We start from the raw sequence: 17,915 nt of genomic DNA on the forward strand, positions 1-17,915 counted from the left end.
ATGTGAGGTTGGAAAATAGAAAGTTAATAGTTAAGATTCTTTCCGTTTAAAGTTTTCATTTGTTGCTCAGGCAAATGATTGATATTTACTGATTATAAGTTAAGTAATTCTTTACTTCTGAAGAATTAGTTTGCGGAAATACTGATATGACAGCAGTATTTATACTTAATATTGAAAAAAATGAACTATTTTATCCTTATAAAAAGTTATCTTTAATCAATAGTATAGATGTTCAATAACAAGTTTAAGTTTTGAATATTTTTATAAACCGATCACCTAAATTTTAAGTACAACTGTATTATGATTAAAGTGGGAATTATTGATAACAACGCACATACTCGAGAGGCTATTAAGCGTATTCTTGTGACACACACGTTGGGTGGCACCGCTATTCCTATAACAATTCTTTTTGATTTGGAATACTGCAATTTAACCCGGGAGGAAAAATCTCCAGTTCCTGATGTGTTGCTGCTCGATATTGAACACCAAGATACCTTGATCATGGAAAAAGTAAAAAAGCTTTTTCCAATGTCTGAGGTGATCATATTGACTAATCTAACGGATGTAAAAATTGTTCGTAAATGTTTTCGAAACGGAGCCGTCAGTTATCTGCTGAAGGGTACGTGTATGCAGGATCTTGTGCATGCCATACTTATTACGCTTAATCAAGGTTCTTTTATCAGTCCTACTATCAATAGGGCACTGATCAACCAGGCTTTTAGTTCAAAAAAATACGAAGATCTGCTCACGGCGCGTGAGCTTCAAGTAGCCAATGGTATCGTTGAAGGATTGAGTTATAAGCTGATTGCTGAAGAATATAAAATATCATTAGATACGGTACGTATTTATATCAAACGTGTATATCGAAAATTAAATATCAACAGTAAAGGCGAACTGATTGCGCAATTGTCGATGTAGAGATTATTTCGTAACATGAAGATGTGACTTTATATATTTCTCACTGACCGAATTAAGACTGATTTTTGTTATAATTTGAATTTCCTGATATGCGCATAAAATGTCTGTGGAGTTTCTTGTTTCTGATGTGTTGCTCATGTGTTTTCTTATCCGAAGCGAAAAGTCAACAGGTTGCTGATGTGGCCATAAGCTTTGATCAGGATACAGTAAGCGTAACAGGAGGTCAGACATTTTCTAATAAAATCAGTATCTGTAATTTAACGGATAAAACCATCGAACTGATCCCTTCAGCTGTTGAGACGATGTCTTTATCGGGATTAATAAAGCTGCCGCAGCGAATTATATTACAAGCTCGGGAGCAAAAAAGCTACCCATTAAAGTATATGGGTGATCGGAATATCTTAAAAAGTAATCATCAATCTTTTTCAATCGGTTTTTCTAGTGATGATCAATCCATCCGTTTACCCAAACCGGTATCTTTTTTCATCAAATTGAATGATGAAAAAACACTTGTGTTACAAACGGAACAGCCAGCGTATTATTTGGATCTTTCCACCAATCAGGTACAGTTGCTCGTGCAGGCATCAAATTTTGGACTTGTACCGATTACATTTAAGCTTCTTTTTTCAGGCTATCCTCAAGGCTTTACCATTACCGGAGACGTTATGCAGGTTACCTTACAGCCCGGAGGGCAGACACTACTTCCTTTGACGGCTACTATGCGGTATAAAAGTAGTTTTCAGGATTTTGACTTTGTCATGCAAGGGATTGATGAAGAGGGTCGAATCTTAGCGGCTAGTCGTGTCCGAATTATGCGGGTTGGAAGTGTTAAGCGGTTTGGAGCTATTAACAATCTTGAAAATGATTTTAATAACAATACGGTCGCCTTGCAGTACCTCAGTTTGGGACAAGGAAATTCTATTTATCAGTTTCAGGCTTATGGAGATCTGGAGCTCGAAGAAAACAAAAATCTGAACTACAGACTGAATATCGATTATTATCAGGAACAAAAGGCGTTAAATGCTTATGACACCTATATCGATTATCAAGATAAAGACTGGGGCATTAAAGTCGGGAATATTTATGAAAATCTGGATCAGACGATTAGTGGAAGAGGAGTTAAAGCGAGTTATAAATTTAGTAAAAATCGCTCGATCAGTCTCTATGGAGTCGAAAATAATTATATGCTATTCAGTCAGCTGCATAATTTGATTCCTGGAGCGAAAATTATCGGAGCTAATTATGCTGTTCTATCGGAGGATAATCAGGAAAGTTACCTCACCTATTTACATCGTGAACACAGTTATCGTGAGATCAAGAGCGATCAGGTAAGCGGAAAGACTGCAGTCCGGTTCAATGCACAGCAACAATTGGGGCTGGAAGGAGGGTACAGTTTGGAGCGTACAGATTATAATGGAAGCAAGCATGCTTTTGCCATGGGCATTAATTATAACTATAGCACAGAACAGTATCAGATAATGAGTATGAATTATTACAGCTCTCCCTATTATACCGGTTTGCGGAGGGGTTTAATACAGAGTGATACCCGGATCAGTAAGGTGTTAGAAAATAATCAAAGTATCGCTGCCCGGATCAGTTATCTGGATAATAATCCCGAATTTCAGGAAAGGTATAAAGATTATTACATTAATAATCCTAGTCGGATCCAGATTTATGAGCTTGGTTATCATACTGGTCTGGGCAAATTTCAACTGGATTTTAGGCCTTATTTTATTTTTCAGGAAGTGGATTATCAAGGCTTTGGAATTCCAGGTATCGGTCCTGCAAATTGGAAATCAAATGCCATTAGAGGAATTGGTGATATCAATTTTTTTAGTACGGGACATCGGTTTTCCCTGCGCACAGATTATGGCTATACGTATAAGAATACTTCCAATAAGCCGCTTTCTCCCTTTCATTCGTTACGTGTGACGGGTACCTATGGATATCGGTTTATCGGTTTTAATACCTATATCCAAATAAATCCTTACTACTTAAACGATTTGCTTGCTACGGCATCGGATGCAAATTTTAGAATTTATTCTTTTGGACCCAATATGCAGATCAATAGTTTTAAGGGAACGCTGCAGGCACAGGTCGCGGGTATGTACAGCTATTATGGATTTTCCCGAAGTAATAATTTATCGGTTAACGGAAATGCCAAATGGCATTTAAAAGGGAACTGGAGTCTCACTGCTGACATCTTTTATAATTTTATGCGCAACCGCCTTCCTCTCAATTATCTATCTGAGGCAAATGCTGTAGAAACCATATCGTTTAATAATCGACAGTTTCGAGTAGGTATTGAAAAGAAATTTTCCAAATTTAATAGTGCGAAAGGACATATGTTGCAGTTGTCTTTTTTTGACGACAAGAATAAAAATGGCGTTAAAGATCCTGATGAAGCAACTCCCGAAGCAGTTGTGGTTAAAATTGCCGAAGATGTAGCGAGTACCGATGGAAAAGGACGGGTGAAATTTTTAAATATGGCTAAGGGTTCATATGCTGTCCTTGTTGAAAATAATCAAGGCTGGGTAGCTCAGGGACCCATCAGTATTGTTCTAACAAAAAATCAACGGCTAGCTATTCCTTTGGTGAAAACACGAATTTTAAAAGGTAGGATTAAGCCTATAGCAGGTAAATACCTGCAAACAAATCCGGAGCTATCCGGTATTCGGATTAATGCAGTCGATAAGGAAAGTAATACGTTCACGACATTGAGTGATGCTGATGGCAACTTTACCTTTTTCCTGCCATTGGGGAATTACAATGTAACAATACCGACGGCAGGTATGCCCTTTTCGATTGAAAATCCGAATCAGGAAATTGATCTAAGTGAAAAAGGAACCGTTTATCTCCAAGATTTTAATTATAAAGATGAGCGTAGAAAAGTGGGTATTAAACGTTTTTAAGGAGCCACAAAACTAAAGATGATATTCGTTGTATATGTTCCTGCCGGTTTGTTGAGCAATTTTGAAGTTTCTGATGCAGGAATGCTGTATCTGATATTTAAGGATCTGTCGATTACAGGGTCAGCTCCATTAATAAGTTGCTGCGCGGTGGCAGACAAGGTTACGGTCTGCATACCGGTTTGACCTGGCATCGGCCCTATCCGCATGACATTTAGTGGAACGCTATTAACTCCAGAGGCAAAGTTTGCCGAAGTGGCTCTTACATACACGTTATAAGGCGTGGTTTTACTCAATTTTAAGTGCGCTGGCATATCTTGGTTAACACCGTTCTGGTAATGACTAGCTGTTGAAAAGGTTAAGTTAACTGTTGATTGGTTTGCTATTATTTCACTTAGATCGCTGACCACAACCTCCAGACTGCCAACACCCTGCGCTTGTAAAGTTCCTGTAGGATAGGTAGCAGTTGGCTTGTTCCAGGTGTAAGTGATCGGTACTGAATAGGTTCCTGCCTGTAAAAATCCCGCTTTAAGTTTTGTCGCATCAATTGAGAATGCGTAATTCAGTGTCTGCGAATTATTCGTAGGTACAGCAAGTCCAGCAGCAGGAGTTAATCCCTGAACTGTGGTTGATAGTGTTATAGGCGTTGCTGTAGGGATTGCCGTTAGAGTGGTTGCCACTGAAGAAACAGGAGTGACCGGCAGGCTATTGTACGGCAATGTGGTGCTAAAACTGAAATTTGAATTACCTGTCTGTAAACTTGGTCTATAATTTACGGTGTTTGTAAGATTAATGGCTTTACTTGAACTAATACCTGCGGGTGTACGATAAAAACTCAAATTGTTAACTAAAATGCTGGTCGTTCCTGCGGTGGTTAATGGCGTTATAAAAGAAGGAACAATAATATTCATCGTATGCGTTGCTGGAGTGATCACATTCCCTCCTAAAAGACCGGGAGCTAAAAAAAACAGCTCAGCAGTATATGTTCCTGCCACCCAAGTGAAGCCAGCTGTGGCCAAGCGTAAGTTGTTGAGGACAGTGCCGGAAGCAACACTGGCAACTGCTGCAAATATATTTTGATTGGTCGTGGAAAGTGCAATTTCTGTAAAAGTACCCAGAACCGTGAGATTATTAATAGAGACCAGCTTGATATGTGCCAAATTGAGTGGAGCAGGACCATTACCTCCAAGCGTATTACTGAAATTAGCGGTATTGGACTTGACACCGATTGTAGGTAATAGGCCGAGTGCAGATGTATAGGTGCCGGATGTGAAATTTTGTTGATAATCTGTTCTTGCGGTGATATTTGCTGCTGGTAGATTCACATTGATTTGAGCCTGTACATGTATGGTGTACAGGCTTGCTGCTAGTGTGAGGGCGCTCTTAATATGTAATTTCTTTTTCTGCAATTTTCAAGTCATATTGAGTTCCGGCATCTAGGATAGCTACAGCGAGGTAGCGTCCTTTGAGTGTTGCTGGTAAATCCAGTTGAATCCATTGTTCTGCCTCGGGTAACATTGCTATTGCAATTGATTTGACCGGGACCTCTTCTCCAGTCTCGATATTGGTCAGTTCGAAACGAACGTAAGCATCTTTATTGATCTGACCCGTGTTTTTCACTTTAACAAGCATTTTCCGGACGCTATTGCCGCCTTCCGGCGTGATGAGACCTTTATCTTCAAAAGCTAAAAATTCCAGATCTCCAGTTGGCAGGCCAGTAGGGACATGATAAATCTGGATGCCCATTTCAAGGAGGACGTTCATGTTCACGCCCTTTTGAAGTTCACCTTTCTGTTCTTTTACCTGTGTGAAAAATAGCATGCTATTGGTTAATACAAGCGAGGGGGCTTCATGCGGAATGGTCATGTTGAGATTGATATTTTTAGTCTCGCCCGGTGCTAATCGGAAAGAGTTTTCCGATAGCAATAACCATGTGGCATTGGATTGCTTGCGCTGGCCTATAGGGTAATATTTTTTGACACCTAAGGAATCACGATCCCAGTCTTTCATATTTGCTACAAAATAGAATTCGGATGTTGAGGTGTTGCTAAAGGAAATGGTTTGACTGACTGTCTGCCCAGGCTCTCCCTTAAAAAAAATACGGGAAGGCGAAACAGAAATACCCTGAGCATAGGTCAGGGTATTTAGGTATAGAAAAACTAGCGTTAAATAAAATTTCACAGATTAAGATAAAGTGTGCTACTGATTTGTTTACAATTGTGTTGCGGTATACGTTACCGTTGTGGTATAAACCTCTAAAGGTAAAGAAATTAATGAACTTGGATCTGCTATAGTATAGCTGATATTATAAACTGCATTTATTTCTGCATTGGCCGCCGATATAAATTCTTGATCAACCTGTGTTAGTGCCGTTATGGGAGTCAGAGTTCCTCCATGTAGGGTTGCGGCATCAACGGTTATGCCCACTATGCCCAGCGCAGGAAGATTTGTGGTATTAGTTGAGTTTGAAGAGGTAAATAGCCCGTCGGCACTTACTGCTAAATCATAAGGTTTATTACTGATCACCGTGAGATGTCCTGGTTTTGTAACTGTTTTGGAAGCCGTATATTCTGCTGCTGTTCCATAAACAAAGTTGACCGTTGGTGCTGCATCTAAAGCAATGGACAGGACGGCTGCCTGCAAATCAATGTTGACCGTTACAGGGGCAGTACTAACTGATACTTGAGCTTTGGCTTGTTGTCCCAGACATAGCGCGACCAGGGCAAATAAAGATAATATTAGGTTCTTTTTCATAATTCTCATAATTATTATATGCTTAACACTGATTAAAATTAGTGATTATGAGAGGTATATCCAATGTAATGAAGTCACATAATGATGTTATAAAGAACGTGATACTGTTAGGTCGTTGGAGCGTGAGTAGGTTGGAAAGTTCGGGTTCTGCTCCGTCACTTCGTGACTTGGCCACGCTAAACTATGCTATAGGTATCTTCTAATATTTTTTTAATTGTTGTTTTAATTCTTCCCATTCCTTGGTCTGTTGTGAGGTCTATTTCGCAAAATGTGCTATTAGTTGTTTTGGTATGCAGGACAAGATAATAAATGCCGGCAACCAAGATACTGGAAATCGCTCTTAGATCTACTTGTTGATCTTTTAGTTCCTGATCGGCTTTGGGAAAAAGCAAGGGGTAAATTTCCTCTCTGTTTGCTGTTACGTGAGCCATGAGCTCTGTATTTTCACTAATCTGCCAGAGCACAACTTTTTGCATTTCTTCGTCGTTCGTGAAATGTTCAAGTTGAGTCAATAATAGATTTTCAAGAATGAGGCGTGTACTTGTTTCAGAAGCAGTAGTTAAAAGGTTTATCGCACTTTCGTTAATGGTATCCCAATAATTTTTTCCTTTAATATAGGTTTCAATGAGATTGTTTACGGAACCAAAATAAACAGAGACGAGTTTTCTATCTACACCAGCTTCGGCCGTAATGTTGCTCACGGTTAATCCAGTATATCCTTTTTGTTTCAGAACAATTCCAACAGCTTGAATCAGCTTATTCATCGTTCTACTTTTGTTGTTTTTTTCTCCTTGGTAAGTTTTTCTAGCCATTGAAATATCTTAGGTCATCAACATATAGCTATGCAATATAAGTATTTTATCTGTAGAAAAGTTAACCAATGGCTAATTTTTTTTGACTTAAAGCGTTTAAATTCTCGTAAAAGCGTCTGTTGGCATAAATAAGGCGGTTTATATGTGGCAACATGAATCTTGATGTTTTTAAAAATTATTGTAATTCAATCAGAATTATCCTTTATTTGAGATAATTTCGATTGTCGACCCCGATCCATAAGCACAATAAATTCTTTTTACCGACCTGTTTTTTTAGTGATTGCTTATTTTATCCCGATCATCATGCTTTAAAAAAAATGCATTCGATTTTATTTTTGGATTATACTAACCTTATATCGGGTATACGTTGCTATTAGTTGAAAATTTCTTTTTTAAATTTTATACATCTTATAGCTGGGCAGAATACACTATTTAGTAATGTTAATTACTTTTTCCACATGCTGTTCACAAAATGGTTAATTGACCCCTAATTTTCATTTTTTTGAATACCGTTATTTTTGTTTTATAAAGGATGTTTATAAAATGTGGATAACATGTTAATATAAGTGGAAAAATTGTACGATACAGGTGATAAATAATTTTGAGAACCTTTAATTGTAAATGATAAATACCAAGATATCCACATATTGTGAGTAATAGTTGTTTTTGTGTGAATGAAATTAGATGTTGAATAGGTGTGGATTACTTTTTCCACATGATATTCACAATGTTCGATTTTAGTGTTATTTGCGCATATTTTTGACGAATTCAAATTTTTCAGTAATTAAATATCGTTAATGTGTGGATAACATGTTGATAACTCAATAAATTGAAGTTTGGTGTTCGGTGTAAATAGTTTGAATCTCGTCTTTTATCTGCGTTTTATGTTCATAAGTGCATATCTTGTTGATAGAAATTGAATTTTTGTTAATTAACATTATTGAGCTAACAATGTTAATTACTTTCTCCACATATTGTCAGTAAAACTGTGTAAAGCGGTTTTTTGAGGTTGTTTTAGTGCAAATTTCCATTTTGTCTTTCTGTGTTGTTAACAAAATGTGGAAAACGTGTTGAAATGTGTGAATAAGTGTTTCGAAGGAGACTGTATACTTGTTTAAATGTTAGAAACATATGTGGTGAGTAGGTTTTAACAATTTACTACGTCGCTGGATTATTGTGTCACTTGCTAAGAGGTTAGCAAGTTAAGATGTTAATAGTTGAGAAGGTAAGTGAGTTGGAAAGAAACCGTAGATAAGAAAATATACGGTTTCTTTTAAAGAGCTTTATCCGTGGGCTTCTTCGATTTTTAGATGGCCACTGATTGCAATTCTGTTCCAGGCATTAATCACTACAACTGCCATGATGATTTGAGCGATCTGATTATCGGAAAAGAACTTTAAAGCTTTGTCGTAGGTTTCGTCAGTTAATCCGTTTTTATGGATTAGTGTTACTTCTTCTGTAATTTTTAGCACTACCTTTTCCTCTTTGGTAAAAATATCATGTGTTTCATGCCATGCACTTAGCAGAAAAATACGTTGGTTTGTTTCTCCGTTTTTCAACGCATCCTTGGTGTGCATATCGATGCAATAAGCACATCCATTAATTTGAGAAGCACGAATTTTAATAAGCTCTTTTAGCGATTTTGAAATCGGAGCTTGAGAGATATACGTTTCAAGGCCCATCATTGCCTTTAATGCATTGGGTTCTACCGAACCGATATTAATACGATTTTGCATAGTTTTATTTTTTAATATTTATTGTTAACAGTACAAAAATGGGTATTGTAAAATTTTAAAAAGTTAAACTGGTTTAAGAAACACTTTTCTTCCGGATTTCACTTAAATATTCTGGCGTAAAACCAAGAAAAGAGGCAATAAGATATTGAGGTACTCTTTGTACAAATTCAGGGTGTTTATGCGCCAAACTTAAATAAAACTCCTCTTTAGATAATGAAAAAAGATAGTGTACGCGCAACTGTGCGGCGGCATATGCTCTTTGATAGATAAATCGAAAATAGCGTTCCATAACCGGAAATGCAGCTAAAAGTTTTTCTTGACATTCCTGATCTATATATAGCACTTGCGTTTTTTCTACTGCTTGAATGTAACAGGACGTCGGTTGTTTATGTTCATATGCAATATTATCGGTGAGCCACCAGGTTTCGATAGCAAATTCTGTTGTTTGTTCGGTACCTTTTTCATTGATAAAGAATTTACGGAGTAAACCATGAACAACAAAATAATGATGCTTGCAAACTTGTCCTTCCTGCAGTAAATTTTCTTTTTTGGCGACCTGTTTTGTGTTAAAATACTTCAATATTTCATGAAATGTCTCATCATCAATCGTGACGAATTTTTCTAAATGTTTTCTGAATAACTCCGACATGGTATGCTTATAGATTTTATACTAAAGTTAGGAATTTAAATATGTACTCTTGCTCCCCGATAGAAATGAATATATTATGATGTTATACGCTAGTGGTTCTTTTAACAATCATGAAAATGTTAAACTCATTTGCGTTTTTATTGAGGAAGTTACAGCGATTCTATGGTAGGTATGTTTCTGGACAAGATGAAGATTGATTGACCGTACCATACTCTGAAAGTTAGCGAATTTAATAATTGGTTACGATGAATAGCTATGGATAAGCTGGAATATATAAGGACGGCAGTTTAAAAAAGTAAAACAAACGGGACTGATCACAGTTTCAAAATAATACTGCTATAAATAGAGCCTATATTGTTAAAATAAATTATCTTTAAGATCTTAAATGTTATTTTTCCTTAAACCGTTGATTCCTTAATTGTTTACCATGTTAAAAAAGATTATTAAACATAAATCGAATACATTATTACGCACAATATATTGCTGTTCTTTTCTTTCGATTTTTATGCTAAAAGGTTTTTCTCAGACCCAAGGCCCCAAAGAATATGTGGATTATGTCAATCCTTATATGGGAAACATCAGTCATTTATTGGTGCCGACTTACCCGACCGTTCATCTACCAAATAGTATGTTGCGGGTTTATCCTGAGCGAGCGGACTTCACTTCAGATCGCTTATTTGGTCTTCCGCTTATTGTTACGAGTCACCGTGGAAAATCGGCTTTTAACTTGAGTCCGATGATAAAATTACCATCCGATCTGAAACCTGTGCAACTGTACAGTTATGATCAAGAAGAAATAAATCCCTATTCTTATTCGGTACAGTTGGATCAGGAGGATATCAAAGTAGATTATGCGGTATCACATCAGTCGGGTATGTACACCTTTACTTTTCCTACCAAATCAAACAAGTATCTGCAGTTCAATTCACATGAAGGAAAATTGCAGTGGGATGGTCAGGGGCTTTCCGGTTCCCAGGATATCGGGAATGGCACCCGTGTCTATATTTATGCTGTTCCCGAATCAAAACCGATAACAGTGAGTCTTTTGAAAGGCTCGAAATTGGAAAAAAGCACTGAAGTTGCAGGTAAAAATGCCTGTATCGTATTGCAATTTGACCAATCTGGATCAGCCTTACGGATGAAGTACGGTATTTCTTTTATCGACGTTGCACAGGCAAAAGCCAATCTGAAACGTGAGATTACGGATTTTAACCAAGAAAAATTAGCAGCCAATGGACGAAAGATCTGGAATGAGGCTTTAGGGAAAATTGCTGTAGAAGGTGAAAATGAATCGGATAAAAAGGTGTTTTATACCTCTTTATATAGAACTTATGAGCGTCCTGTTAATATTTCTGAGGATAATCGCTACTACAGTGCATTTGACGGAAAAGTACATGATGATCAAGGGAAAGCATTTTTTACAGATGATTGGATATGGGACTCGTACAGGGCGCATCATCCGCTTCGGGTATTGCTCGATTCGGATAATGAAGCCTTGATTTTGAATTCCTTCGTTCGGATGTCTGAACAGATGAAGGAACCATGGTTGCCGACTTTCCCTGAAATAACCGGTGATAGCAGACGCATGAATTCCAATCATGGCGTGGCCACATTGCTAGATGCTTACCGAAAAGGAATACGTAATTTCGATATTAAGAAAGCTTATCTGGCGGCGAAAGGTGCTATAACTGAAAAGACTTTAGCACCATGGTCAGGTAAACCTGCCGGAAAATTGGATGTTTTTTTTAAGGAAAATGGCTATATACCGGCACTGTATCCTAATGAGAAAGAGACAATACCTGAGGTGAACAGTTTTGAAAAAAGACAACCTGTGGCAGTTACTTTGGGTACTTCCTATGATCTTTGGTGTTTGGCTCAATTAGCCAACGAGCTTGGTATGAAAGCGGATTATGAACTGTTTATGAAACAGTCATTCAACTATAGGAATCTATTCAATGAGCAAACTAAATTTTTCCATCCAAAGGACGATAAAGGTAAATTTATTATGCCTTTTGATTATGTGTTTTCAGGAGGACAGGGGGCGCGTGAATACTATGGCGAAAATAATGCCTGGATATACCGCTGGGATGTACAGCATAATATTCCGGATCTTATTAAATTGATGGGTGGTAATGAACTGTTTATTCAATATTTAGACGATATGTTCCAGCAACCTTTGGGCAGATCTAAATTTGATTTTTATGCGCAACTTCCTGACCATACCGGAAATGTAGGACAATTCTCTATGGCCAATGAACCTTCGCTCCATATTCCATATCTATACAACTATGCGGGACAGCCTTGGATGACACAAAAACGGATTCACAAATTGGTAGGAGAATGGTTTAGAAACGATTTGATGGGAGTACCTGGAGATGAGGACGGAGGGGGTATGTCAGCGTTTGTTGTTTTTTCACAGATGGGATTCTATCCGGTAACTCCTGGACTTACTTCTTATAGCATAGGTTCTCCATTCTTCTCAAAAGTGAGTATACAACTTCCCAATGGCAAGTCTTTTGTTATTATCGGAAAAAATGCTTCGGAAAAAAATAAATATATTCAGTCGGCCAAATTGAATGGCCAACCTTTGAATACACCACAATTAGATCATGCGGATATTCTTAAAGGGGGGATACTTGAATTTGTTATGGGTGATAAAGCCAATAAAAACTGGGGTAACTAAATCATCAAATTTAAATATTTTCTGCATACAATTAGTACAAGAAAGCGTGGTCATTTATGCAGTGCTTTTCTGGTACTAATTGTATCTAACAAAAACTGCTTCCATCTTATTTCAGGCTGATATCTGATATTGGGGTGCTTGTCAAATTATATTTATACTCAGTATTAAATCTAATACTCTTAAAGCTAGCTGGAGCAGGTACTGGAGTATATTGCGGTTATTCTGCTGATATGACTATTTTCGTATAATAATCTAACCTTTCGGTATAAAATTCAAATCTGGTAAGTCCATATCGAGTAGATTTGTTTAACAATGCTCTATTCCGGTTTGATAGAGTCAGAATAATTTGGTTAAAACTAATTCAAAGAACATGGTTAAGCAGGTATTAATTTTTAAGAGTTCAATAAAAACAGTAGAGAGCAAAATTTTTTTGATGCAATTATTGCAATTGAATATGCCGGAAGTGTTTTCCCCTACAGTAGATCTTGACGATGAAGATTCGATTTTTCGAGTAGAAACAGCTGGCTGTTCTATTGACCGGTTAACCAATTTGTTGGACAGCCATAATATTCGAGTTGATTTATTGGAACGCTTTGATGTTGCCTAATCGAATGAACTCTTATAAAAGACCGCTTGTATATTTTTGGAAAAAATCGTTGCGATAGATTTCTCCTATTGGTATCTCTGCGTCGTCTATGTAAATGGTATGACTATCAAAAGAATCGATAAATGACATATTGATCAGGTAAGATTTACTTACCCGGATAATGAGTTCGGAGTTCAGTTTTTGATGGATTGTTTTTAAGTTCATGGCTGTGATCAGTTTGTTGTTGCGAGTATAGATCACGACATAATCTTTTAGGGCTTCAATGAATTTGATTTCATCAAAGGTGATTTTATAATATTTTCGATCTGATTTTATCAGTATAGAATTGTCATTGCTGGCTTCAAATGTGTTTTTCTGTTCATGAAATGTCAACAGTTTTTGGTAAGCGATTGCTTTCGTTATCGCTTTTGCTAGTCGCTCCTTTTTGATCGGTTTTAAGAGATAGTCAATTGCGTCAAGTTCATACCCCTGCAATGCATACTGACTATATGCTGTCGTTAAAATCACTAATTTATCTGTAGGCAATGACTGTGCAAAATCAAGACCATTGATGGTCGGCATTTCAATATCCAGAAATAGCAGATCAACAGCATTATTTTTTAAAAATTCCATTGCCCCAATAGCGCTGGAAAATTCCCCTACAATCTCAAGGGCTGAAATTTCTTGTACCAGATTGCTCATTTCTTCACGAGCGAGAGGTTCATCATCAACTATAATACACTTCATATTGGGATCGTTAATTTTACGCTATATTCCGTTTCTTGAACAGTAATATTTAACTGATAATCGTCTTGATATAACAATGCTAACCTACGTTTAGTATTGGTGAGGCCCAGTCCACTATATTTTTTGTTAGGATTGAGGGCAAGTTTTGGATCTTTGGAATTGCGGCATTCAAAGTGAAGCTGCCCATCACTTGCCATAAAGGAAATATGAATAAAGGACGTTCCTTCTGTCGCACTTAAACTGTATTTTATAGCATTTTCGATAAAGGCCGTAAAAATATGCGGAGGTAAGAAAATATTTTTTTTAACGAGTTCAGGTTCACATTGTATGGTCGTTTTCAAGTGATCTCTTCTTATTTCTTCCAATTTTAGAAAATTGGTTATAAAGTTTATTTCTCCAGTTAAAAGTGTTTTATCGTTATCATTTTCGTAAAGCTGGTATCTTAAAAAATCCGATAGTTTGATAATGACTTCCGTTGCCATTTCAGGATCTTTACGTATCAGTGCTTTGACATTATTCAACATATTAAACAAAAAGTGTGGCTGTATCTGGTTTCTTAAGGAAGTTAACTCAGTTGTTAGGGCCAGATTTTTGAGTTCAGATATTCTCTTATTGTCTTTGATCCAACGATTAAAAAGTTTCAATGTTGTGGTTGTCAAAATAATGGGAATACTGACTAAGATCCCGTTGAAAAAATTCATGTTTTGCCGCTTATCAACTTTTAAATTTGCAGCCGTTATAACATGCATATAATTGGAAACATACATGACGATCAGTAAACTTCCAATAACCAATAAGATTAATAATATTATATAGATCTCATACCTTCCCTTGAAAAAAAAACGTGGTATCAGCAGATACATATTGATGTAGAACATACATACAAAAACGATCCATACTGATAAATGTAGATAGGTTTTATATGGATCAGATAGCTCTGTCTTCATGTCTGAATTGAAAAAAAGCAAAAGGAGTCCCACTATAAATACGCTGTGGCGGAGGACCCTATATTTTTTTTCGGTCAAGTAACGTATGATTATTCCATTTTTAAAATCTTGCATCAGTTCTTAGTAATAATGTTACTGTATAGGAACAAAAGTAATTTTTTTTGAGCCTACTCTAATTTCTTTTATACCAAGAGTGCTTTTTTTTATACCAAAGTAATTGAAGTAGTATGGTGTGCGTTCTATATTATTCTAAGAAAGGATCTTTTGTATAAAATAAAGGGCGTTTCGTCTAAAATGTATTTTTCATATCCACATTTAGGATATTCTTGTACCGTTTTATCAACCATTTATCCATTGTTATATGTTAAAAAAGATTTTGCTCATATTTGGAATAGGCATTTACACTTTTATTACCAAAGCCCAGACAAAAGACAGTATCCCAGACAAAGTCCGTGCTATTATTGCGGATAAATTTCCGGCGATCCGCGTACTGAATCTGGAGTACGAAATTGTTGGTGGGTTTAAATATGCTTCAAAGTATTTAAAGAATCCACTTCCTAAGGGAGAGGTTCAAAATATGCATCAAGCGAATGCCAGTATGAATGTCAACTTGATGAAGAGAAAAAATTGGACTTTAGGAACGCTTGTGGGGTATCGGCATTTTTCTGTAGAGCTGCTGCAACCTGATTTGAGTACGCGGCAAATATATCAAGAGAAGCAAGATTATCACTATCACCATGAATCATTAAATTTTACTTACTACTCAAGATTATTTGGAAAAATGGCTATTTATAGCGCGAGTTTGATGACTGATGGAAGTGAGAAAGGCTTTGAACGTGTTCGTGGTATGCTGATGGGAAACTTGGTTCTAAAAGCTACCCGTGAGGTGCAGATGACCTTAGGTGTGGTCGGTTTATTGGATCCAAGTGCCCTTGTACCTGTGATACCTACTTTTACATATAAGAGACAGTATCAACAGGGCTGGGTGGTCGATGTCGTGTTGCCGAAAGCGGTTTATCTTCGTAAAACTATTTTGGGTAATGGACGTGCATCTTTTGGATCGGAGCTTGATAATAACACCTTCTATATCTATGATTTTGCTGGATTATCGAGCGTCCAGATCTTCAATCAGATGAACTTGAATTCAGGGTTGCTTTATGAACACAATCTGGGACGTTCTTTTATAGCTATGGTCAAAACCGGGATGAGAAATTCGTTAAGATCTCGAATATCAGAGAAAAACAAATCTCAGAACGATTTTATTTATGAAGCATCTACGGATCCATCTTTTTATTTTAATGCTGGTTTATCGTTTAATCCTTTTGCAAAAAAACGCGTTAATTAACGCGGATAATCCGTGAATGATATAAATGGAGCATCATATGCTGCCTTTTTAAATCAAAGAGCGCTATCGTTTATAATCTGAGGTAAGCTGCGACCTGTATGATATTATTTACAGTCTTATTATTTCTTCCTAGGCTATATTGATTCATGTAACCTGCTTCTATATCAAATTTTGGATTTACCCGCCATCCTAATGCTAGGTAAGCTCTGTTTTGGTCAAATAACTTACCATTGGTGGAATTTTGAATATGTGCAAAAATTTCATTTTGCAGTGCAATGAAAGGACCATCAGTAAAACTAGTGGTTTCGGAAACAGGGACAATGGCACGGGTGAAATAGCGCAGTCTTTGGGCAAAATCGTAACGGTCCGTAACCAGCTCGTTTTGCTCAACAGTAGGTTGGCCCATAAAGCGCTGTTCTAATCTAAAACGGTGCTGCAGTGTGGAAGGTCGATTTAGAACGGTAAATTTTTGGTTTATAATAAATTGCTCCCATATGCGGTGTTCTGGTACCCAGCCATGGGTAGCGCTAATATTTCTTTGGTTTCCGATGTAGGCATACCCTAAAGTGGCAATCATATTGTTCTTGATATGATAATTCAATCCCGGTCGGATAATAAAGGATTGTATGTCTTTGAGTTGATCTGTACTTCGAGCTTGTCCATCAAAATGTATGCTGAACATGGGATTTATTTTGTAAGTGAAAAATGCGGCACTCCAACCTGTAAATGTCTGCTGTGTCTGTGCTTTTAAAGGAACACTAAATATGAACAGGAAGATCATGCAACTCTGAAGAAGAAATAATTTAGATAGCATTATTATAAAAGTTTGAATTGGTTTATTAAGTTTAATATTTAAATCTGTTAAGTATCCTTATCCTGAATGGAAAAATAAACAAATTTATTTTACATCCGATTGAAAACAATCACATTTAGATGAACTTTAACCGAGAATTTAGACACTTCTTTTTATAAGGCTTCTAGAAAAGGTTCCATTTAACGCCTATTTGATATTGCGAAATACTCGTATTCCAGTTGTGGTATACACCGGTTTTTCTTTCTACATTTCGATATCGGAAATACAATTTTCCCAATTCTAATCCAAAAGTGTAACCCATTCGGGAGCCTCTATTAAATGCCTCTTCTCCATTATTCAGTAGATATTTATCTTCATTCAATAGTTTATTGAATTCGAGGCCACCTAATAATGCAAAATTTGATGTCAGGTCTAACTTAAATAATACAGGGAAATCAAAGAACTGGAGGGCCTTGTTTCCTTTTGCAATACCGTTAACCTGATCCACAGTTTCAGCATTTGTTCTGACACGTGTTACATTATACGTGGGCTCTACTTGGATAGCCATGTTAGGTCTAAAATGATAACTTAGTATGCCTCCGACTTGAAAACCTATCCGATTTGCTGAACGGAATGATAGTCCATCTGCATGAGATAAATTTCCACCTAATTTTATTCCTGCTCCAATTTGGGAAAAAACCTTCTCAGTAGGTACTAAAAGTATTAATAGAAGCACTAGTAAAGTTAATCGTATATTTTTACACATATACAAAAGTACCTTTTCTAGATAGCTCAGCTTACTGACTTTTGTAAAGATTTGGTCAATAAGTTGGGTTTTTAATAGGTTATTTTCATTTTTTACAGTTAATAAAACGACAGGAATACCAGTTTAGTCACATGGAAAAACAACTGGATGACTTTGGATAATTGTTGGCGCTTTAGGCATTAATTTACTTCCCTTATAATCAATATAGTCTTATTGATAGGTATCACTTTTGTCAATAGGAGACCAGATCATGTTTAAACTTTCCAATTA

The 17,915-nt window shown here is 36.7% G+C and carries 16 protein-coding genes; 6 read left to right on the forward strand and 10 right to left on the reverse strand.

Annotated features, from left to right (window positions below; translation table 11 throughout):
* The first annotated feature begins 300 nt into the window (after positions 1–300).
* On the forward strand, positions 301–918 hold the full coding sequence (locus tag M2265_RS17840) for a LuxR C-terminal-related transcriptional regulator (protein WP_132769583.1): 618 nt from the start codon (positions 301–303) through the stop codon (positions 916–918).
* A gap of 89 nt (positions 919–1,007) precedes the next feature.
* Entirely contained in the window at positions 1,008–3,830 is a 2,823-nt protein-coding gene (locus tag M2265_RS17845; protein WP_132769581.1) for a collagen binding domain-containing protein, read from the forward strand.
* On the opposite strand, the gene M2265_RS17850 is transcribed toward M2265_RS17845, so the two are convergent.
* The 3 genes from M2265_RS17850 to M2265_RS17860 are packed head-to-tail and all read right to left on the reverse strand — an operon-like array spanning position 3,827 to position 6,581.
* Positions 3,827–5,236, reverse strand: coding sequence for a hypothetical protein (locus M2265_RS17850; RefSeq protein ID WP_132769580.1), 1,410 nt, complete (start codon positions 5,234–5,236; stop codon positions 3,827–3,829). The two genes, M2265_RS17845 and M2265_RS17850, sit on opposite strands and share 4 nt — an antisense overlap.
* Complete coding sequence (locus M2265_RS17855; protein WP_264599359.1) at positions 5,211–6,008, reverse strand: hypothetical protein; 798 nt, start codon at positions 6,006–6,008, stop codon at positions 5,211–5,213. The genes M2265_RS17850 and M2265_RS17855 overlap by 26 nt, the downstream gene beginning before the upstream one ends.
* Before the next feature lie 30 nt (positions 6,009–6,038).
* Positions 6,039–6,581: a hypothetical protein gene (locus M2265_RS17860; protein WP_132769576.1), complete on the reverse strand. Its 543-nt coding sequence runs from the start codon at positions 6,579–6,581 to the stop codon at positions 6,039–6,041.
* 47 nt (positions 6,582–6,628) lie between these two features.
* Between M2265_RS17860 and M2265_RS17865 the strand changes: the two genes are divergently transcribed.
* Positions 6,629–6,784, forward strand: a complete 156-nt coding sequence (locus tag M2265_RS17865) for a hypothetical protein (RefSeq protein WP_165905870.1) — start codon at positions 6,629–6,631, stop codon at positions 6,782–6,784.
* On the opposite strand, the gene M2265_RS17870 is transcribed toward M2265_RS17865, so the two are convergent.
* From M2265_RS17870 to M2265_RS17880, 3 genes are all read right to left on the reverse strand, one after another.
* Positions 6,758–7,393, reverse strand: coding sequence for a TetR/AcrR family transcriptional regulator (locus M2265_RS17870; RefSeq protein ID WP_132769574.1), 636 nt, complete (start codon positions 7,391–7,393; stop codon positions 6,758–6,760). The genes M2265_RS17865 and M2265_RS17870 overlap by 27 nt on opposite strands.
* Positions 7,394–8,676: 1,283 nt before the next feature.
* Positions 8,677–9,129: a carboxymuconolactone decarboxylase family protein gene (locus M2265_RS17875; RefSeq protein WP_132769572.1), complete on the reverse strand. Its 453-nt coding sequence runs from the start codon at positions 9,127–9,129 to the stop codon at positions 8,677–8,679.
* A gap of 73 nt (positions 9,130–9,202) precedes the next feature.
* Positions 9,203–9,778: a Crp/Fnr family transcriptional regulator gene (locus M2265_RS17880; protein ID WP_132769570.1), complete on the reverse strand. Its 576-nt coding sequence runs from the start codon at positions 9,776–9,778 to the stop codon at positions 9,203–9,205.
* 427 nt (positions 9,779–10,205) lie between these two features.
* Between M2265_RS17880 and M2265_RS17885 the strand changes: the two genes are divergently transcribed.
* Both M2265_RS17885 and M2265_RS17890 read left to right on the forward strand, forming a co-directional pair.
* The gene (locus M2265_RS17885; RefSeq protein WP_132769568.1) at positions 10,206–12,461 is read left to right on the forward strand and encodes a GH92 family glycosyl hydrolase; all 2,256 of its coding nucleotides are present in this window, start codon (positions 10,206–10,208) and stop codon (positions 12,459–12,461) included.
* A 433-nt stretch (positions 12,462–12,894) separates the two neighbouring features.
* Positions 12,895–13,068 carry a hypothetical protein gene (locus M2265_RS17890; RefSeq protein ID WP_165902355.1) on the forward strand — a complete coding sequence of 58 codons (174 nt, stop codon included), beginning with the start codon at positions 12,895–12,897 and terminating at the stop codon, positions 13,066–13,068.
* 12 nt (positions 13,069–13,080) lie between these two features.
* On the opposite strand, the gene M2265_RS17895 is transcribed toward M2265_RS17890, so the two are convergent.
* Positions 13,081–13,794 (reverse strand): LytR/AlgR family response regulator transcription factor, encoded by a 714-nt coding sequence (locus M2265_RS17895; RefSeq protein WP_132769566.1) that lies wholly within the window; start codon positions 13,792–13,794, stop codon positions 13,081–13,083.
* Positions 13,791–14,741: a sensor histidine kinase gene (locus tag M2265_RS17900; RefSeq protein ID WP_207898447.1), complete on the reverse strand. Its 951-nt coding sequence runs from the start codon at positions 14,739–14,741 to the stop codon at positions 13,791–13,793. The genes M2265_RS17895 and M2265_RS17900 overlap by 4 nt, the downstream gene beginning before the upstream one ends.
* Positions 14,742–15,102: 361 nt before the next feature.
* On the opposite strand from M2265_RS17900, the gene M2265_RS17905 reads away from it, so the two are divergent.
* Positions 15,103–16,086 carry a DUF6268 family outer membrane beta-barrel protein gene (locus M2265_RS17905; RefSeq protein WP_132769562.1) on the forward strand — a complete coding sequence of 328 codons (984 nt, stop codon included), beginning with the start codon at positions 15,103–15,105 and terminating at the stop codon, positions 16,084–16,086.
* A 70-nt stretch (positions 16,087–16,156) separates the two neighbouring features.
* On the opposite strand, the gene M2265_RS17910 is transcribed toward M2265_RS17905, so the two are convergent.
* Positions 16,157–16,900: a DUF2490 domain-containing protein gene (locus M2265_RS17910; RefSeq protein ID WP_132769560.1), complete on the reverse strand. Its 744-nt coding sequence runs from the start codon at positions 16,898–16,900 to the stop codon at positions 16,157–16,159.
* Between the two features lie 163 nt (positions 16,901–17,063).
* Entirely contained in the window at positions 17,064–17,615 is a 552-nt protein-coding gene (locus M2265_RS17915; RefSeq protein WP_165905869.1) for an outer membrane beta-barrel protein, read from the reverse strand.
* Positions 17,616–17,915: the final 300 nt, after the last annotated feature.

This window comes from Sphingobacterium kitahiroshimense (assembly GCF_025961315.1).
Lineage (GTDB): Bacteria > Bacteroidota > Bacteroidia > Sphingobacteriales > Sphingobacteriaceae > Sphingobacterium > Sphingobacterium anhuiense.